This is a genomic window from Rhodopirellula europaea 6C (assembly GCF_000338295.1).
Classification (GTDB): Bacteria; Planctomycetota; Planctomycetia; order Pirellulales; family Pirellulaceae; genus Rhodopirellula; species Rhodopirellula europaea.
On record NZ_ANMO01000257.1, the window covers coordinates 1 to 15,931 of the forward strand.

A 15,931-nucleotide genomic window follows, 5' to 3' on the forward strand; every position below is an offset into this window, starting at 1 on the left:
TCAGGATGGAATGCCGGATGTACCAATCGAAATGGAACGCCGCTGGCATCAGGTGATGTGAGATTCGGAAATACGCGTAAATTCTGGCGGCAGAAATTTGTTCCGCATCGGTCGCTCCCCAGGACATCGCCGCGGCTGGAATCAGTCCGAATAGCGACAAGGCTCCTCCGAGGAACAAACCTCGGCTGAAGAATGCCGGACGAACGTCATCACCTGTCGCAGTTTCCTGTCCAGACGACCGATCGTCGGCAATCGATTGGGAAACTCGCCAACGTTTCGGACCTCGCTCGGTCAGCCAAAATGCAATTGCGGCAGCGACAACGGACCAGCCTCCGGTCAGCACGTGAAATCCCGCTGCCGCTCCCAGCCAAACCCAACCTCTCGACCATCGGCGTTGGACGATTTCGGCCAAGCCAAATAGCACCAGTCCATAGGCGGGAACCTTGGCCTCAATCCCACCGATGACCCACTCACCCGCCAAGTTGCCGTGCTGGATTCCAAGAATCCAAAGGACCATGACCCAGACGCTGCTCATCGGCGGCATCCGCATCGCTTGCGTCAGTCGAAGCAGCCCCGCAGCCAACAACGACCAGCCAACCAGCCTTCCAATCCAAGCGGTCACGTTCAGCGAGAGAAAGCGGGTCGGCCATCCGAACCACCAGTAGTAAGTTGCATGTGCCTTTCCCGACGAGGCAAAGAGATCGTTCGCGCACCAGTCCGGTTGCCAAAAGTTTTTGGCTTTGACGAAGTAGTGTGCTTCATTGACGCCGGGCGCCGCATCGCCAGCATAAAGAAAGCAAACGCCCATCAACGCCAGCCAGCTCCACGCCAAGGCCGATCGAGAGGGATTGTCCGTGGCTTCCAGTTGCGACGCCGGCGACGTCACGGCACCGCCCACCGAATTGCCGCCAACATGCTATTGATGCTGGCTTTGCCTTGCCAAGCCAGGTCCATGGCCGTCCCGTGGTCGACGCTGGTTCGGATGATGGGCAGTCCAAGCGTCACGTTGACTGCGTCGTCAAACGACAACGCTTTCAATGGAATCAATCCTTGGTCGTGATACATGCAAACGTAAATGTCGATTCGTTCTCGCATCGCGGGCGTGAATGCGGTGTCGGGCGACAGTGGTCCTTCGATCGTCCATCCTGATTGCCTGGCAGCCTCAATCGCCGGCAGGATAATCTGTTCTTCTTCTTGGTGGCTGAACAAGCCGTTTTCACCCGCATGCGGATTCAAACCACAAACAGCAATGCGAGGCGGCAGCAAACTGCCGCGATTTTGGTTGCGACGTTGCACCGTTTCGCCGGCCAAGTTGATCGTGCGAACCAGCGATTCGGTCTCGAGCTGCGAGGCGACATCGGCCAGCGGAATGTGGATCGTTTCAAGAACGCAGGCGATCGTGTCGCTGGCCAGCATCATGCGAACGTCTGCTGGTTTGCCGTGCACTGCCCTGCCCGCTCGATCGGCCAACAACTCGGTGTGACCGGGGAAGTCGATCCCGGCTTGATGCCAGGCTTCCTTCTGGATGGGCCCCGTTACAATCGCGTCGATGTGACCCGACACCGCGGCGTCAATTGCGTCGGTGACGGATTGATAGGAGGCTCGCCCGGTCGCGGCACTGAATTTTCCTGGGGTGAAGTCATCGAGTTCTTCTGCGGTGAGTTTCCCGCAATCGACAATCACCCCGTGCGGTGCGTCACGCGGTATTGATTGCTTTGGCATGACCAGAAACTCGGCCAGAGAGATTGTGCCGGGGCAGTCACAACCGAGTTCTTTCGCGGCCCGTTGGTAGATGGCCGCGTCGCCAAACAGCAGCGGGTAACCCAGTGACTGAACCTCCGGTGAATTCCAGACTCGAAGAGCGATTTCGGGGCCGATTCCGGCGGCGTCCCCCATCGTGATCGCCAGCTTGGGGCGCGAGCGATTCGCGTCCGTCATGGCGACACCGAGGCTTTGCCACGCGGGCCCAGTCGACCAAACATGCGATCGAGTTCATCGCGGCTGAAGAACAACGCGGTTGGCCGACCGTGTGGGCAATGGTGCGTTTCTTGGTACAAGTCCTTCTGTTCCAGCAGGCTGGTGATCTCTTCCGGAGACAGTGGATCGCCCGCTTTGACGGCGGCTTTGCAAGCGACGGTGCTGAGCAAGTGATTCAGCAAATCCTTCGGGTTGGGATCTCGGCCGGCGCCCATTACCGATTCCAAAACGGTTCGCAACATGTCGGCAGGCGGCTTGTTCGGCAGCATCGCTGGGTACGACTGAATCAGAATCGTTTCGCCACCGAAGTCCTCGATTTCCAAACCGATTCGGCTGAGCGTGTCCTTCACCTCGAGAGCCGCAGCTCGCTCGGCCGGAGTCAGCGAAACAGGTTCAGGAACCAACAACTGTTGGGCTTCCAATGAAGCGTCTTCGTGAAGCACTTTTTGGCAAACACGTTCGTAGAGCACACGTTCGTGTAGCGCGTGTTGATCGATCACGACCATGCCTTTCTCGTCTTGCGTGACGAGATAGCGCTGGTGCACTTGGAACCCAAGGTGACTCACGCTCGGTGTGGGAACGCCGGCGGCCAGAGCTGCGTCGTGCGACGAGCCGGCTGTTCCCGGATCATTCGCGTTGGAGCTACCTGAGTTGTCGCCATCCCACGGCGTCATCTCAATGCCTTCGGCGGCTGTCGATGGGCGAGGCGAATCGACACCGGCGACGGATCCCGGTGACCAAGTGTTGGGCGAAGCGAGCGGCGCGGACGGGGCTGCCATGCCTGTGGAGGCGTGCGAGCCATGGCCAATGGAGTTGGAATCGCCGAACGGTCGAAAGTCCGGCGTGCCGCTTGTTCCGCCCAGCATCTGAGTATTGGACGTCGCGGATGATCCCGATGGAGGTCCACCGGTTCGGGCCCATTCGATCACCGATTGGCGTTGCTGGTCGACTTCGTTGGGACGCATGCCCATGACCGATTCAGGCACCGTTTGGCGTTGTTCCTCTTCGCTCATGGGAGCCGGGACCGGGTTGGATCCCACGCGGTGAGTCATGTCGGTCGAAAGGAATCGCTGGCGAAGCGTTTGCAACAACCGGCTGTACACGCGTCCGCTGTCGGTGAAGCGAACCTCCAGTTTCGCGGGGTGCACGTTGACATCGATCATGTCCGCTGGCATTCGCATTCGCAGGAAGCAAACCGGATGGCGGCCGACCATCAGCATGCCTCGGTAGGCTTCTCCAAGAGCATGTTGCAGCGCGCGGTCGCGGATGTGTCGACCGTTGAGAAACAGGTACTGCATTCGGTTGTTGCCACGGCTGACCGATGGGTCGCAGGCATAACCGGTGATCTGAACGGTTTCGTCTTGGTTTTCGATCGGAATCAACGCTTCGGAGATTTCAGTTCCAAAGAAAGACTCAATGCGGTCTGCCCAACGAGGCGTCGGCAACAGGTCGAACATCTCCTTGTCGCCGTTGCGAAGGACAAAGTGAACCTTCGGGTTGGCAAGGGCCAAACGCGTGAAGGCTTCGACGATGTGCCCGCGTTCGGTTTGCGGGGTCTTCAAGAACTTGCGACGAACAGGTGTGTTGAAGAACAGGTTCCGGACTTCGATCACGGTGCCGACCGGGCATCCGCACGGACCGGGTGTTTCGATCACTCCGCCGCGAATATCGATTTGGCAGCCACCGTCTTGGCCTTCGGCGCGGCTGCGGATGGTCATTTGAGAAACGCTAGCGATCGATGCCAGGGCTTCGCCGCGAAAACCGAGGGTGCCGACGTGGAACAGCGATTCGTCGTCGGGCAGTTTGCTGGTCGCGTGGCTGGTCACGGCCAGCGGCAATTGCTCCGCCGTCATCCCGCAGCCATCGTCGCTGATCCGGATCAGCTCGACGCCGCCACCCTCGAGGCTCAGTTCAATCCTCGTCGAACCCGCATCGATGCTGTTTTCGAGCAGTTCTTTAACCACCGAAGCGGGCCGTTCAATCACCTCGCCAGCGGCGATTTGATTGACCAGATGGGCCGGCAATTGGCGGATGATGCGAGGTGGCTGGGCGGTCGTGGCGGTGGGCGTGTTCATGGCCACAACTTACCGCGCGAGCCCTGCATCGCACCAGGATCATCGTTCGGCGAAGCGGCAGATTGACCGGTTCTCGCCATGGAGGAAACGATTCGCCGAAACGGCCGGGAAATCCCTCGCAATCGGCAGCGTTGCCAAAATCGCGGCGTTTTGACTGCCCGTTTGTGGCATGGGCTTCCAGTCTGTGGTCGAGCAGCACGGTCTGGAAGCCTATGCCACATTGGTGGGCTAGGAGAGCCGTCAGTCTGTCGACGGTTTCCATCCTGGTCTGCCTCGGCGGTTGTTTCTTACCGCTTGTTCCCAGGCAAGGTACTTGCCTCTCAGACGGTCCAGCTCACCAGGGTTTTGCGAGGCCAAATCATTCTGTTCGCCGATGTCATCGGTCAGATGGAAGAGCCATTCCTGGATCGTTGTTCGGCCGTCGGTGGTGGCTTTTTCTTGCCGGACATACTTCAGCTTCCCGTCCCGTATGCCGCCCCAGACTTGAGGGTCGCGAGGTTTCCGCCAGTGCAGCGTGCGGGGTTCAGGCGGTTCACCCGAAGCGGCCAGCGACAGGACGTCGATCCCTTCCATCGCGTCTTCTTGGGCGGGAGTGATCCCAGCGGCGGCCAGCATCGATGCGGTCAGATCGAATGTGATCGTGACTTGCTGGCTGACTGTGTCTTCTGGCAAATGGCCGGGCCAACGAGCGATCAACGGAACGCGAATGCCGCCCTCGAAAGTCTGGCCTTTGAATCCTCGCAGCGGTTCGTTGCGACTCGCCGACGTGCCACCATTGTCGCTGGCGAAAATCACCAGCGTGCGATCGGTCATCCCAGATTCCTCGATCGCGTGAAGCACCTTCCCGATGCCTTCGTCCATGTGACGCACCATCGATCGGTAGACACCGGGCGGATCGTCGCTCTGTTTCCAAAGTGGTGAATCCAGCGGCAGCGGATCGACGGGAGACTGACCCGGCGGTTGATAAGGCGTGTGCGGTGCGGTGTAGGGCAAGTACAGGAAGAAAGGCTGCTCACTGTCGTTCCGGTCGCGAACATATTGCACGGCGTGATCGGTGATCGTGTCCGTGAAGTAGCCTTCGCCGCTGATCGGCCGGCCGTTGCGGAACAGGTTGTACGTGGCGACCGAATCGAGGTAGTGGTAGTAATCCATCGCACCGCCGATGCAGTACAACGCTTCCTCAAATCCATGTTGCATCGGTGAGAATTGGGCTTCGTAACCCAGGTGCCATTTTCCGAACAATGCCGTTTCATAACCGACGTCGGACAGACGCTTCGCCAACGTTGGCCTGTCGGCGGGCAAACCCAGTTCGCTGACTAAGTGCAAACGAATCGCATCGTCATAGCGTCCAACATTGCCGACTCCAATTGCACATTCCAAACCGCCCACATGTTGTTGATAGCGACCTGTTAAGAGCGCCGCTCGAGTGGGCGAGCATTCGGGGCCGTTGGCATAGGCCTGCGTCCAGCGAACACCTTGCCTGGCCAGCCGATCCAAGGTCGGCGTTGCTTGCGCGTCGTTGCCATAGCAACCCAGGTCTCCGTAGCCGAGGTCGTCCGCGAGGATCAACACAATGTTCGGGCGGTCGTTGGGATCGGCTCTCAGCGAAGTGGGGACGCAGGCATGAAAGTACAGAGCAGCCATTACCCAAACGGTGAGTGAGACGACCCGTGGATTGATATGAATGGGAGACATGTTGGAGCCTTAATGGAGTCAAACAGGTACGCAGGTGTCATCGGGTATCTGAGCCGTTTGGCGTTAGCCACAGTTTCCACGTACAACCGGGGTTAACGTCCAAACGGCTCACGAGACGGAACCCGATCGTTCGAGATCACGAACCCGGTTGGACGGATTCGCTCGGCAGCATTTCCAATCTTCGAGGCGAAACGTCCGTGGATTTGCCGGCTGGTCGTTGGCCCCGGCCGGGGCGATCTTTGTCACCCAGATCCTGACGAGCTTGTTCGGCCAATGCAGTCAGTTGAGCAACGATCTCAGGACGCGTCTCGGCAATGTTGTGCTGGCAAGCAATGTCATCCACCACGTTGAACAAGAGCGTTGTTGGTTTCTGCGAAGCGTTGAAGTGCGGGTGTCCGGGCGATGCGTCGACGGGCAGGAACATTTTCCAGGGACCGGAACGGATGGCTTGCAGTTGATCTTGATGGTAGTAGTAGAACGCTTCGTACGGCGTCTTGGCGTTGGGTTCACCAAACAGCAGCGGAGCGATGTCGTGGCCATCGAGTTTGCGATCCGACGGCAGTTCACATCCGGCTAGATTTGCAAACGTAGGCAATAAATCCATCGTGGTTGTCAGTTCGTCACACTGAGTTCCGGCGGGCACTTTACCGGGTTGCCAGACGATCGTGGGAACACGAAAGGCACCTTCGCTGGTCGTGTACCCGCGACCGTGAAGCGGCAAGTTGGAACCTCGGCTCAAGTCATCAGGATCGCGGTTGATGGGAGCACCGTTGTCGGAGGTCCAGATCACGAAGGTGTTTTCCGCGATGCCTAGTTCAACGAGCTGGTTCAGTATCTGACCGATCGACCAATCCAATTCTTCGACCGCGTCTCCCCAGGGACCGTTCTGGCTTTTGCCGCGAAAAGCGTCGCTGGAAAACGGTGTCTTGGTGCTGCCAGGCATCGCTTGTGGAAAGTACAGGAAGAACGGTTCCTCCTTGTGCTCGGCAATCCATTGCATCGCTCGTTCGGTGTAACGCTTGGTTAATCCGTCTCGGTTGCACGGGGCTTCGATGACGGTCTCGTTTTCCATGAGAGGCAGAGGTGGCCAGTACGATCCATCTCGCTCCCAAACCCGCTCGGTCATGTCGTCGGAGTATGGCACTCCGAAGAACCAATCAAACCCCTGACGGGTCGGCAGGAATTCCGGTTGATCACCCAGATGCCATTTTCCAACCAATGCGGTGGCGTAGTTCTGTTGTTTGAGAATCTCCGCGATTGTGAATTCGTCGGGATGCAAGCCATAGGGAGAGACAGGACGCAAGACCGCGCCATCGCGATCGTTCAGATGCATTCCAACTCGTTGGGCATAGCATCCGGTCACGATGCTGGCACGCGATGGGGTGCAGACGCCTGCGGTGACGCAGAAGTGAGTGAACGTTCGCCCTTCCCTTGCCATGCGGTTCAGGTTGGGCGTTCGATGCAACGTCGATCCGAAGGGCTCGATGTCGCCGTAACCGAGGTTGTCACAGTAGACGATGATGAAATTCGGTTTGGTCGGCTCGGCTGCCGTTCCGATGCCGAGCAACGGTGACGTTGTAAGCAGCGTCACGATCCATCCAACAAGCCAACGCATCAGTTGTCCTCTAGTTGGCTTTGAAACATCTCCAGCAACGCTGCGACGATTTTGGTGGTTGCTTCCTTCTCGACGTAGTTGGTTCCCAACCAAGTCTCATAGCCGCCCAAGCGATGTTGCTGCGGAGTCGGCAAGTACCCGAAGGAGCCGTTGGCGAGCTCGATTGTGAAGGTGTTTTGAAAGGGGCTGCGGTCTTTCAGTTCCAATCCCGTTTCGGTGAACGTTTCAAACGGGATCGCGGCGATTCCCAAATCGCCAATGCGAAGAGCCTGCAGTTGAATCTCCACTTCCTTGGGCCCCGCCAAAATTTTCGCGATTCGATCGGCATAGATCTCTTCGCGGCGATGGCCGCTTCTTGGATTGTCGTCGTCGCCACGTTTGATTTGCTCAAAGTGCGAGATCATCTCCGAGGTCGGTTGTCTGGTCTTCAGCGTCAACGTCGTGTGCTCGGCGGAAAGTGGCACCCAATCGCGGAAATCGATCTGCTGGTGGGCTTCGAACACGCGGCTGGCGACCTTCTCCGCAACCTCCTGCATCTTCTCGTAGGGATCGTACTTTCGCGGCGATTTGTCAGCGAAGTTGATGTTGTTCACATCGCCGCTGGTGCCATTGGAAAAGATGCCGACAAACGGTGGCGATTGATTGGTTGCCCCAAGTTTCTGTTCGATGAATTTCGCGAAGTAGCCAAAGTAGTCCGCCGAGACTTCTCCGGATCGAACGCCGCCGACGTAGTGCAGCGAATAATTTGCCAGCAGGGCGATCGGCCGGCCGTCGGGGCTCTGCACTGAGACGAAGCTGATTTCGGGATCGGTCGGACCCGCGGGGCGATCCAGTTTGGAGCTGCCGCGAGGTGGATTCATCCGGACTTGATCGGTGCCGCCAAAAGGATTGGCCAACAAGCTGGCGTCGGTGACAAACCAGCGACGGTTGAAGACTTCCGACGGTTCATCCACGCTTCCCCAACCAATTTTGGCCGGTTCCAGATTCGCCATCGCACGACGGATGCCGTCCGAAATCCGATGGGCAACGAAGGTTTGGTAATCCGTCAGTTTGTATTCGTTGGCGGTTTTCAGGTCTCCGCGAGCGGTGGTTGCCGAATGGGTGTGCGTGGATGCCAACAGCATGTTGGAGACTGGCAACCCGGTCGCATCAGACGCTTGCTGTTTGGCGAGATCGAAGACTTCCACGGGGATGCCGACATTGTCGCAAAGGACGATGGCAAGCTTGGTCGTGCCGTCATCCAACACCAGGCAGCGAGCGTGAAGTTCATCATGCACATTGGTGGCCGGGATCGGTTTCCATCCGCCGACAATCATCTCACCCAGTGGCGGCGTGATGTTGCTGGTGGCAGCTCCAGCCCGAAAGACCGGGTTGGAATCCTCGGCATTGAGAATCAATCCGCCGCTGAAAAGAAGACCGGCGACACATAGTGAGAGAAGGACTCTGTAAAAGGCAGGCCGTGGCATGCTTTGATCCTTTTGGTTCAGGGGATGAATTGGGAGGGAAGGATCGATGAACGGGCGGCAATCGATGTGGTTATAATCGAGCAGGCTGCAGGATGAACAAAATGGAGGCGGGGCCAACTTGAGCGACGTGAACTGCTCGATTCAGAGCGACGAGACAAATCCGAAACCTACCAAGCGACAGAAGACGTCGTTCGCTGGGATTCTGAAAGTCTTTTGTATTGGCAGCATCCTGGCCGTTTCTTTATTAGCGTTTCCGAGTGTGCTCCCGTTCGTTGTCGCCGTCTGGATTGTTTGGCATCTCGTTCTAGTTCGATATGATCGCCCAGCCTATTTGCCGCTTGTCGCTGGACTCGTCATCTTGCTCGTGAAGTTTCTGCCTCGCACCCCGGCATCCATAACACTTAGCGGTCTGATGTTGGCGATGGTCGTCATTCGGATGCGTATGAGCATGACGTTGCCAAGGCGTGTAACTCTCTGTACTTCACTTGCACTGATCGCGACTTGGACATGGTTTTGCGTCGAATGGCAAGTCATTCAAAATTGTGGTCGCGAGTTGACCTTTGACCCGTCTCGCTCGATCGTTTGTCTGGGAGACAGCTTAACGGACGGGATGCTACCGGATCACGGTTTCCCTGATCCGCTAAGCAAAATGCTTGAGGTTGAAGTCATCAATCTTGGAACATCCGGGATCGCAACATCCCAAGGACTCGGTCAGATGCAGCGGGTTTTTTCTCACGATCCTCAGCTCGTAATCGTTGAGCTGGGAGGTCATGATTTTTTGCAAGGAAAGAGTCGCGATCAGACCAAGGCAAATCTTTTGCAAATGATCGACCAATGCCGCCTGCAAAATGCTGAGGTGGTTCTAATGGAGATCCCCCGCGGATTTATGTTCGATCCTTTCTGGGCCCTGGAAAGAGAGATCGCCTATGAAACCGATGTTCAATTGGTTTCCGACACTTGGCTGCGGAAAATCGTGCTCATGAGCCCCTACGCTCCGCCCGGTCGATGGATGCCAAATTCTCGACTCAGCGATGATGGTATCCATAGCAATGCTCGTGGAAGCGAGATGATTGCACGACATGTCGCAAGATCGATTCGCCAGATGTACGGTGATTCCATTTTTCAAACTAGCTACCAATGAAGGTGGTTCAGCTAAACTCATTGATCGTTGGTGTCTTCGCCTCTTCCGAGAGAGTCTCGATGAAATTTAATTGCTGCGTTCTGGTCGGTCTCCTGACGACTTGCTGCTGGATCCATTTGGCTGGCCACGCTGTTGCTGGTGAATTCAACACCGTTCTGGACGTCGGCGATCCGGCACCTGAATGGAGTGATTTGCCGACCACGGAAGGCACGAATTCATCCCTGAAGGATCTGTCGGATTCGAAAGTCGTGGTTCTGGCATTCACCTGCAACAGTTGCCCTTACGCGATCGACGCGGAAGAACGCTTGATCGCACTGAGCAAGGACTACGCAGAGAAATCCGTCACGGTGATCGCGGTCAACGTCAACACGATCGAAGAGGACGCGATGCCGGCGATGAAAGAGAAGGCGAAAGAAAAGGGATTCCCATTCGCTTACCTCTACGACGAATCACAACAGATCGCTCGCGACTATGGTGCGAAGTACACGCCGCAGTTCTTTGTGCTCGATGCCGACCAAAAGATCGCTTACATGGGCGCGATGGACGACAGTCCAGATGGCCGCAATGTCACCAAGCCATACCTGCGGAATGCAATCGATGAAATCCTGGCTGGCAAACCAGTGACCGTTTCAGAGACGGTTCCGGTTGGATGCCGGATCCGGATGGAACGTCAACGCCGTTCTCGACGAGGACGCTGAGAGCGTTATTCGCAATAGGGCGTAACTGCCTCGGTTCGAGCTGCTCTCGACGAGGCAGTCGCTCAAGCCTGTGTCGGCGAAGTGAGCGTGAAGTTCAGGCAATCGCAAATGGATGCGTGAACCAGCGACTCCGAGTCGGACGCATCGATGTCTCGAACCAGCCCCTGACACCGATAGTGATCTAGCAACGGTGCGGTGCGATCTTCGTAGATGCGAAAACGCTCTCGAATGAACTCTTCGGCGTCGTCAGCACGCTTCTCGGTCTCGCCCCGTTTGCGGAGACGTTCGATCAGAACATCGGCCGAAACTTGAAGGTGCAACACGTGATCGAGTTTCAATGACGCGGCCACCAGTTGCTTGTCGAATGCACTCGCCTGCACCTGTGTCCGTGGAAATCCGTCGAGCAGATAACCAGTGCGGCTATCCGGTTGAGCAAGTCGTTCCGCAACCATCTGCAGCACGAACTCGTCCGGTGCAAAGTGGCCCCGATCGATTCGAAGATGAATCGCCTCGCCACTATCAGACTCCAAAGCTCTCAACATTCCGCCGGTGCCAATGTGAGGCACCTTGAGAGCTTTGCTTAGCAGTTCACACTGAGTGCCCTTGCCCGCGCCAGGCGGGCCGATAAAGACAATTCGCACAAAACTGCCAGGATCAAACGACGGGTGAAGTGCCGCCGCCGGCACCTTCCAGCAATCCTCGGTAGTTTCGCATCACCAAGTGACTGTCGATCTTTTGCACCAAGTCGAACGCGACGCTCACGGCGATGAGCAGACCCGTGCCACCGTAAAAACCAGCGATCGAGTAAGGAACACCCAGCGAACCGTAAACGATCGTTGGAACAATCGCGATCAAACCCAAGAAAGCAGCACCAACATAGGTGATCCGGACCATTACTTTTTCAAGGTAATCTGTTGTGCGACGACCGGGACGGTAACCGGGAATGAAGGTTCCCGAGTCACGGAGGTTGTCGCTCATTTCTTTCGGGTTGAACGTGATGGCCGTCCAGAAGTAGCAGAAGAAGAAGATCAAGCCGACGTACAACAGGTTGAAGAAGTACGAGGTCTGATCACTCATCGTCAAGCTAATCAAATTGAATCCGCGGAACAGAGCACCATCGGATGCGAACTGGCCGGCCAAGAAGCCGAACAGGACGCCAGGAATCATCAACAGCGAGCTGGCAAAAATGATGGGCATCACGCCGGCTTGGTTGATTCGCAGTGGCAAGTGTTGACGGGTGCCACCGTAGACGCGTCGACCGCGAGTGAACTTGGCGGATTGAGTGGGGATCTTGCGTTGTCCCAAGGTGATGAACACCACACCGAAGACGACAACAACAAACAGCACGACCAAGATGATCAGTGTCTCGATCCCGACCTGTCCTTTGGCCAGACCAGTCAGTTCGGTCTTCATGCCCAGCACCAATTCGTAGAGTGCCTTTGGCATCTGAGCCAGAATGCCGGCCATGATCAGCAAGCTGATCCCGTTGCCGATACCGTACTCATCAATTTGTTCACCCAGCCACATCAGGAACACGGTTCCTGTTGTCATGACCAGAACAGCCACAATCTGCCAGCCGAAGAACAATTGTTCGTTCGCATTCATGAAGTTCGGGTTGATGCTGCTTTGACCATTGGAGCCAGCCATCAGCATGAACTTCAGATACATGTAGCTCTGCACCAAGCAGATTACCACTGTCAAATAACGTGTGTATTCGTTGAGCTTCTTCCGACCAGCTTCACCTTCCTTCTTCAGCTCTTCCAGCGGTTTGTAAACGCTACCAAGCAATTGGAAGATGATCGACGCCGAAATGTACGGCATGATTCCGAGGCCGAAGATCGTCGCTTGACGAAGATCGCTGGCCGCGAAAACGCTGACCTTTTCGAAGAAGTCGGCTGCTCCGCCGCCGGCACCACTGTCCAGGTTGGTAGCGATCATCGGCAACGGGATGTGAAACCCGATCCGGTAGATGGCAAGCAGCCCGATCGTCAGCATGACCTTCTTGCGAAGTTCAGGGATCGAGAAAATGATTCGCAGCTTTTCAAACATCGATCCGTCCGTCGTCGATCGTGCAGGGTGAATTCATGTCGTCCCGCCAAGCAAAAATGGCGAGCACGCAAAGGTTGTTCTGGGCTTGGCGAAGGAAATTACCATCGCCAAGGCAATCAAACTAGCAACCAAAGCCAAATCACGGAAGAACGATTGCCGCGAAGCTTTTTCAACTGGTGCCAATTCAAAGAAAACAGGCCCGACGAAATCGCCAAGGCCTGTTGTTTTGTCGGTTAGGTGGATAGTCACAGCCACAATCGGCTGTGGCCTCTCCGGCTTACTTTTCGCTTTTGAGGGCTTCGACGCGCTCATCGGGAGTACGTTTTGGAGCCAGCTTCTCTGCTGTTCCGCCGGCAGCCGAGATCTTTTCTTCGGCTGACTTGCTGAAGCGGTGAGCTTGAATGGTCAGCTTCTTTGTCAACTCACCGTCGCCGAGAACCTTCAATTCGTCAAAGTTGCCCTTGGCGAGGTTCTTAGCAGCGAGTGCTTCGAGGGTGACGGTTTCGCCATCGTTGAAAGCATCGTTTAGCTTGCCAACGTTGACAGCGAAGATGGTCAACGCCCAGCGGTTGTTGAAACCACGCTTTGGCACGCGACGGAACATTGGCATCGCACCGCCCTGGAAGTTGGGCTTGCGGCTGTAACCGCTGCGGCTCTTGTGTCCCTTGTGCCCACGACCCGACGTTTTGCCGGTGCCGCTACCAGGACCACGACCGATGCGTTTTCGAGGGCGGTGTTTCGTAATACCGCGATGAACGTCGTTGAGTTGCATAGTAGTGATGGAATGGCTGGGGGCGGGAAACTGATCTCTAACCGTCAGTCATGCTGCCCGAGTGTTTGAATGAGTGTCTTTGCCAAAGGTATCCAAAGTCAGTCGCTTCAAAGCGATGGGATCCAAGCAATGTCTTCTTGGCGGAGGCTTTCCGCCGGCCTTGTTAGGCTTCGATCAAATCGTCTGGGTTCAAACCACGCAACGCAGCGATTTGCTCGCGAGTTCGCAGTTTGCTCATCGCGTCGAGGGTCGCTTTGACCAGCGTGACGGGATTATTGGTTCCGTAGGATTTGGTCAAAATGTCGTGGATCCCGCAGGCTTCGCAAACAGCACGAACGGCTTGTCCGGCGATGATACCCGTACCAGCACCGGCTGGAATCAAGACAACGCGAGCGGCACCGTAGCGGCCCCAAACTTGGTGAGGAATGCTGCCCTCAACCAACGGGACGTGGATCATGCTGCGTGAAGCTTGCTTTTGTGCTTTTTGCACACTTGGTGGAACTTCGTTGGCTTTGCCATAGCCCCAACCAACCTGCCCGCTGCCGTTTCCGACGACGACCATCGCAGCAAAGCTGAAACGGCGACCGCCCTTAACGACAGCCGCACAACGTTTGATTTTGACGACACGGTCCAGAAGACCGGCTTCCAAACCTTGCTCTTCGTTCTTGTTGTTGCGTTTGTTTCGTGCGTTGCTCATGGCGGACTATGTTGATTCGTTGCGATGAATGTCGCGGGATGGGAAAATTAAAACTGCAAACCAGCTTCGCGAGCGGCGTCTGCGAATGCTTTGACTCGGCCGTGGTACTTGTTGTGACCACGATCAAGCTTGACGGTTTTCACACCCGCCTCAGCAGCCTTTTCTGCGACCAGCTTACCAACCAACGCCGCGGCGTCACAGTTGCCACCAGCCTTCACTTGGTCGCGGACGCTCTTGTCACGCGTACTCGCACTGAAAATGGTCTTGCCAGCTTGGTCATCAACGACCTGGCAAGCGAAGTGCTTCAGCGTACGCTGAATGCACAAACGCGGTTGGTCGGCACTGCCTCGCAACTTGTTGCGAACATGGCGCCGGCGACGCAGGCGTTTGCTTTGGAGTTTTTTGTTCTTGTCCATAGTGACGACCCACGATGATCGTTGTGAACGGATGAAATGAATGGAAACAGCGGAGCGACGCCCCGCCAACTGCGACGGCAAACCTACTTGGTGGCCGACTTACCTGGTTTGATCTTGACCTGTTCGCCTTGGTATCGAATCCCTTTGCCCTTGTAAGGCTCAGGTTTACGAAGCGAGCGAATCTCAGCAGCGAATTGTCCGACGCTTTGCTTGTCGCAGCCCTGGATCACAACGTGAGTCTGGTCGGGGCAAGTGACCGTCAGGTCAGTTGGGATTTTGCGGTGCAGTTCGTTGGCGTAGCCGACGCGAAGTTGCAATGTGTCACCGCTGATCGATGCCAAGTAGCCGACGCCGACGATTTCCAACTTCTTTTCGTATCCGTCTTTCACACCAACAATCATGTTGGCGATGATCGCACGGGTCAGACCATGAAATTCACGCGAGGGACGATCGTCACCATCACGCGAGATGATCACTTGGTTGGTGTCACTGTCAACGGCGACCTTCACTTCAGGACGATGTTTGAACGACAGTTTGCCCTTGGGACCTTCCACATCAATGTTGCGGTCAGCAATGCTGACTTTCACACCGGAGGGGATCGCGACTGGCTTGTTACCAATGCGGCTCATGGCTGATTACAAATGTACGGGGGAATATAAATGGTTTGGCAATTGGGGCGTCAGCGACGGTCGATCACGAAACTTCGCAGAGGACTTCGCCGCCGATTTTGTCACGGCGTGCTTCGCGATCGCTGATCACACCCTTGCTGGTGCTGATGATTCGGATTCCCAAACCGCCCAACACAGGCTTGAGTTCTTTGCTGCGGCTGTACAAACGACGGCCTGGTTTACTGATTCGTCGGATGGACTGAATCACTCGTTCTCCGTTGGGACCGTATTTCAGTTCCAAACGAAGGTAGCCGACTGGTTCTTCTTCCAGCTTCTCTTCTTTCCAGTCCCAGATGAATCCTTCTCGCTTGAGAACATCGGCCAAGCCACGTTTTACGCGGCTGGCGGGGATGTCAACGAACGGACGCTCGACGCGTACGGCGTTGCGGATTCGGGTGAGCATGTCGGCAATGGGGTCGGTCATCATGGCTGTGGTTTCCCTTTAATTATCCAAGCTCACCAGCTGCTCTTACGAACGCCTGGGATCAATCCCGCATTGGCATTCTCACGGAAGCAAATTCGGCACAAGCCAAACTTGCGATACACCGAACGTGGACGACCGCAAAACTTGCAACGGTTTTCTTTTCGAGTTGAAAATTTAGGCGTGCGAAGCGCCTTGGCGACCTTGGATTTGCTTGCCACGAAAGGACCTGCGGTGTACG

16 protein-coding genes and 1 pseudogene are annotated in these 15,931 nt (G+C 56.2%); 2 read left to right on the forward strand and 15 right to left on the reverse strand.

The genetic code is table 11. The features are described 5' to 3' along the window. From RE6C_RS27060 to RE6C_RS27085, 6 genes and pseudogenes are all read right to left on the reverse strand, one after another. Window positions 1–898 (reverse strand): annotated as a pseudogene (locus tag RE6C_RS27060) (DUF6798 domain-containing protein); the annotation flags it as partial. Further along, the gene (gene pdxA, locus RE6C_RS27065; RefSeq protein ID WP_008661840.1) at window positions 883–1,938 is read right to left on the reverse strand and encodes a 4-hydroxythreonine-4-phosphate dehydrogenase PdxA; all 1,056 of its coding nucleotides are present in this window, start codon (window positions 1,936–1,938) and stop codon (window positions 883–885) included. The gene pdxA and the pseudogene RE6C_RS27060, both read right to left, overlap by 16 nt. Next, the gene (gene mutL / locus RE6C_RS27070; protein ID WP_039963602.1) at window positions 1,935–4,052 is read right to left on the reverse strand and encodes a DNA mismatch repair endonuclease MutL; all 2,118 of its coding nucleotides are present in this window, start codon (window positions 4,050–4,052) and stop codon (window positions 1,935–1,937) included. Before mutL ends, pdxA begins: the two co-directional genes overlap by 4 nt. A 240-nt stretch (window positions 4,053–4,292) precedes the next feature. Next, window positions 4,293–5,747, reverse strand: coding sequence for a sulfatase-like hydrolase/transferase (locus tag RE6C_RS27075; protein WP_039963603.1), 1,455 nt, complete (start codon window positions 5,745–5,747; stop codon window positions 4,293–4,295). Between the two features lie 136 nt (window positions 5,748–5,883). Beyond that, complete coding sequence (locus RE6C_RS27080) at window positions 5,884–7,362, reverse strand: sulfatase family protein (protein WP_008661847.1); 1,479 nt, start codon at window positions 7,360–7,362, stop codon at window positions 5,884–5,886. Then, a complete protein-coding gene (locus tag RE6C_RS27085; RefSeq protein ID WP_008661848.1) occupies window positions 7,362–8,759 on the reverse strand; it encodes a neutral/alkaline non-lysosomal ceramidase N-terminal domain-containing protein in 1,398 nt (465 codons plus the stop codon). Before RE6C_RS27085 ends, RE6C_RS27080 begins: the two co-directional genes overlap by 1 nt. Before the next feature lie 196 nt (window positions 8,760–8,955). Between RE6C_RS27085 and RE6C_RS27090 the strand changes: the two genes are divergently transcribed. Together RE6C_RS27090 and RE6C_RS27095 are read left to right on the forward strand one after the other, a co-directional pair. Beyond that, window positions 8,956–9,969, forward strand: a complete 1,014-nt coding sequence (locus RE6C_RS27090; protein ID WP_236618570.1) for a GDSL-type esterase/lipase family protein — start codon at window positions 8,956–8,958, stop codon at window positions 9,967–9,969. Window positions 9,970–10,028: 59 nt separating this feature from the next. After that, window positions 10,029–10,667 (forward strand): thioredoxin family protein, encoded by a 639-nt coding sequence (locus RE6C_RS27095; protein ID WP_236618560.1) that lies wholly within the window; start codon window positions 10,029–10,031, stop codon window positions 10,665–10,667. Between the two features lie 62 nt (window positions 10,668–10,729). Here RE6C_RS27095 and RE6C_RS27100 read toward each other — a convergent pair whose 3' ends face one another. The 9 genes from RE6C_RS27100 to RE6C_RS27140 form a co-directional block, all read right to left on the reverse strand. Further along, window positions 10,730–11,308 carry an adenylate kinase family protein gene (locus RE6C_RS27100; RefSeq protein WP_008661853.1) on the reverse strand — a complete coding sequence of 193 codons (579 nt, stop codon included), beginning with the start codon at window positions 11,306–11,308 and terminating at the stop codon, window positions 10,730–10,732. A gap of 13 nt (window positions 11,309–11,321) precedes the next feature. After that, the gene (gene secY, locus RE6C_RS27105; RefSeq protein WP_008661854.1) at window positions 11,322–12,716 is read right to left on the reverse strand and encodes a preprotein translocase subunit SecY; all 1,395 of its coding nucleotides are present in this window, start codon (window positions 12,714–12,716) and stop codon (window positions 11,322–11,324) included. A gap of 33 nt (window positions 12,717–12,749) precedes the next feature. Then, window positions 12,750–13,028 (reverse strand): hypothetical protein, encoded by a 279-nt coding sequence (locus RE6C_RS32580; protein WP_173401840.1) that lies wholly within the window; start codon window positions 13,026–13,028, stop codon window positions 12,750–12,752. Continuing rightward, complete coding sequence (rplO, locus tag RE6C_RS27115; RefSeq protein ID WP_008661856.1) at window positions 12,994–13,488, reverse strand: 50S ribosomal protein L15; 495 nt, start codon at window positions 13,486–13,488, stop codon at window positions 12,994–12,996. The genes RE6C_RS32580 and rplO overlap by 35 nt, the downstream gene beginning before the upstream one ends. A 163-nt stretch (window positions 13,489–13,651) precedes the next feature. Continuing rightward, window positions 13,652–14,185, reverse strand: a complete 534-nt coding sequence (gene rpsE, locus RE6C_RS27120; RefSeq protein WP_007326813.1) for a 30S ribosomal protein S5 — start codon at window positions 14,183–14,185, stop codon at window positions 13,652–13,654. Between the two features lie 47 nt (window positions 14,186–14,232). Then, complete coding sequence (gene rplR, locus RE6C_RS27125) at window positions 14,233–14,601, reverse strand: 50S ribosomal protein L18 (RefSeq protein ID WP_008661857.1); 369 nt, start codon at window positions 14,599–14,601, stop codon at window positions 14,233–14,235. Between the two features lie 83 nt (window positions 14,602–14,684). Next, window positions 14,685–15,230: a 50S ribosomal protein L6 gene (rplF, locus tag RE6C_RS27130; protein WP_008661858.1), complete on the reverse strand. Its 546-nt coding sequence runs from the start codon at window positions 15,228–15,230 to the stop codon at window positions 14,685–14,687. 64 nt (window positions 15,231–15,294) lie between these two features. After that, a complete protein-coding gene (gene rpsH, locus RE6C_RS27135; RefSeq protein WP_007326810.1) occupies window positions 15,295–15,696 on the reverse strand; it encodes a 30S ribosomal protein S8 in 402 nt (133 codons plus the stop codon). A gap of 29 nt (window positions 15,697–15,725) precedes the next feature. Beyond that, a complete protein-coding gene (locus RE6C_RS27140; RefSeq protein WP_007326809.1) occupies window positions 15,726–15,911 on the reverse strand; it encodes a type Z 30S ribosomal protein S14 in 186 nt (61 codons plus the stop codon). Window positions 15,912–15,931 lie beyond the last annotated feature (20 nt).

Excerpts from the sequence above, each read along its gene's own strand:
- mutL (WP_039963602.1), bottom strand. The coding sequence starts at position 4,052 with ATGAACACGCCCACCGCCACGACCGCCCAGCCACCTCGCATCATCCGC.
- RE6C_RS32580 (WP_173401840.1), bottom strand. The coding sequence starts at position 13,028 with ATGAGCGCGTCGAAGCCCTCAAAAGCGAAAAGTAAGCCGGAGAGGCCA.
- pdxA (WP_008661840.1), bottom strand. The coding sequence starts at position 1,938 with ATGACGGACGCGAATCGCTCGCGCCCCAAGCTGGCGATCACGATGGGG.
- rplO (WP_008661856.1), bottom strand. The coding sequence starts at position 13,488 with ATGCAACTCAACGACGTTCATCGCGGTATTACGAAACACCGCCCTCGA.
- rpsH (WP_007326810.1), bottom strand. The coding sequence starts at position 15,696 with ATGATGACCGACCCCATTGCCGACATGCTCACCCGAATCCGCAACGCC.
- rpsE (WP_007326813.1), bottom strand. The coding sequence starts at position 14,185 with ATGAGCAACGCACGAAACAAACGCAACAACAAGAACGAAGAGCAAGGT.
- RE6C_RS27080 (WP_008661847.1), bottom strand. The coding sequence starts at position 7,362 with ATGCGTTGGCTTGTTGGATGGATCGTGACGCTGCTTACAACGTCACCG.
- rplF (WP_008661858.1), bottom strand. The coding sequence starts at position 15,230 with ATGAGCCGCATTGGTAACAAGCCAGTCGCGATCCCCTCCGGTGTGAAA.
- RE6C_RS27095 (WP_236618560.1), top strand. The coding sequence starts at position 10,029 with ATGAAATTTAATTGCTGCGTTCTGGTCGGTCTCCTGACGACTTGCTGC.
- rplR (WP_008661857.1), bottom strand. The coding sequence starts at position 14,601 with ATGGACAAGAACAAAAAACTCCAAAGCAAACGCCTGCGTCGCCGGCGC.
- secY (WP_008661854.1), bottom strand. The coding sequence starts at position 12,716 with ATGTTTGAAAAGCTGCGAATCATTTTCTCGATCCCTGAACTTCGCAAG.
- RE6C_RS27075 (WP_039963603.1), bottom strand. The coding sequence starts at position 5,747 with ATGTCTCCCATTCATATCAATCCACGGGTCGTCTCACTCACCGTTTGG.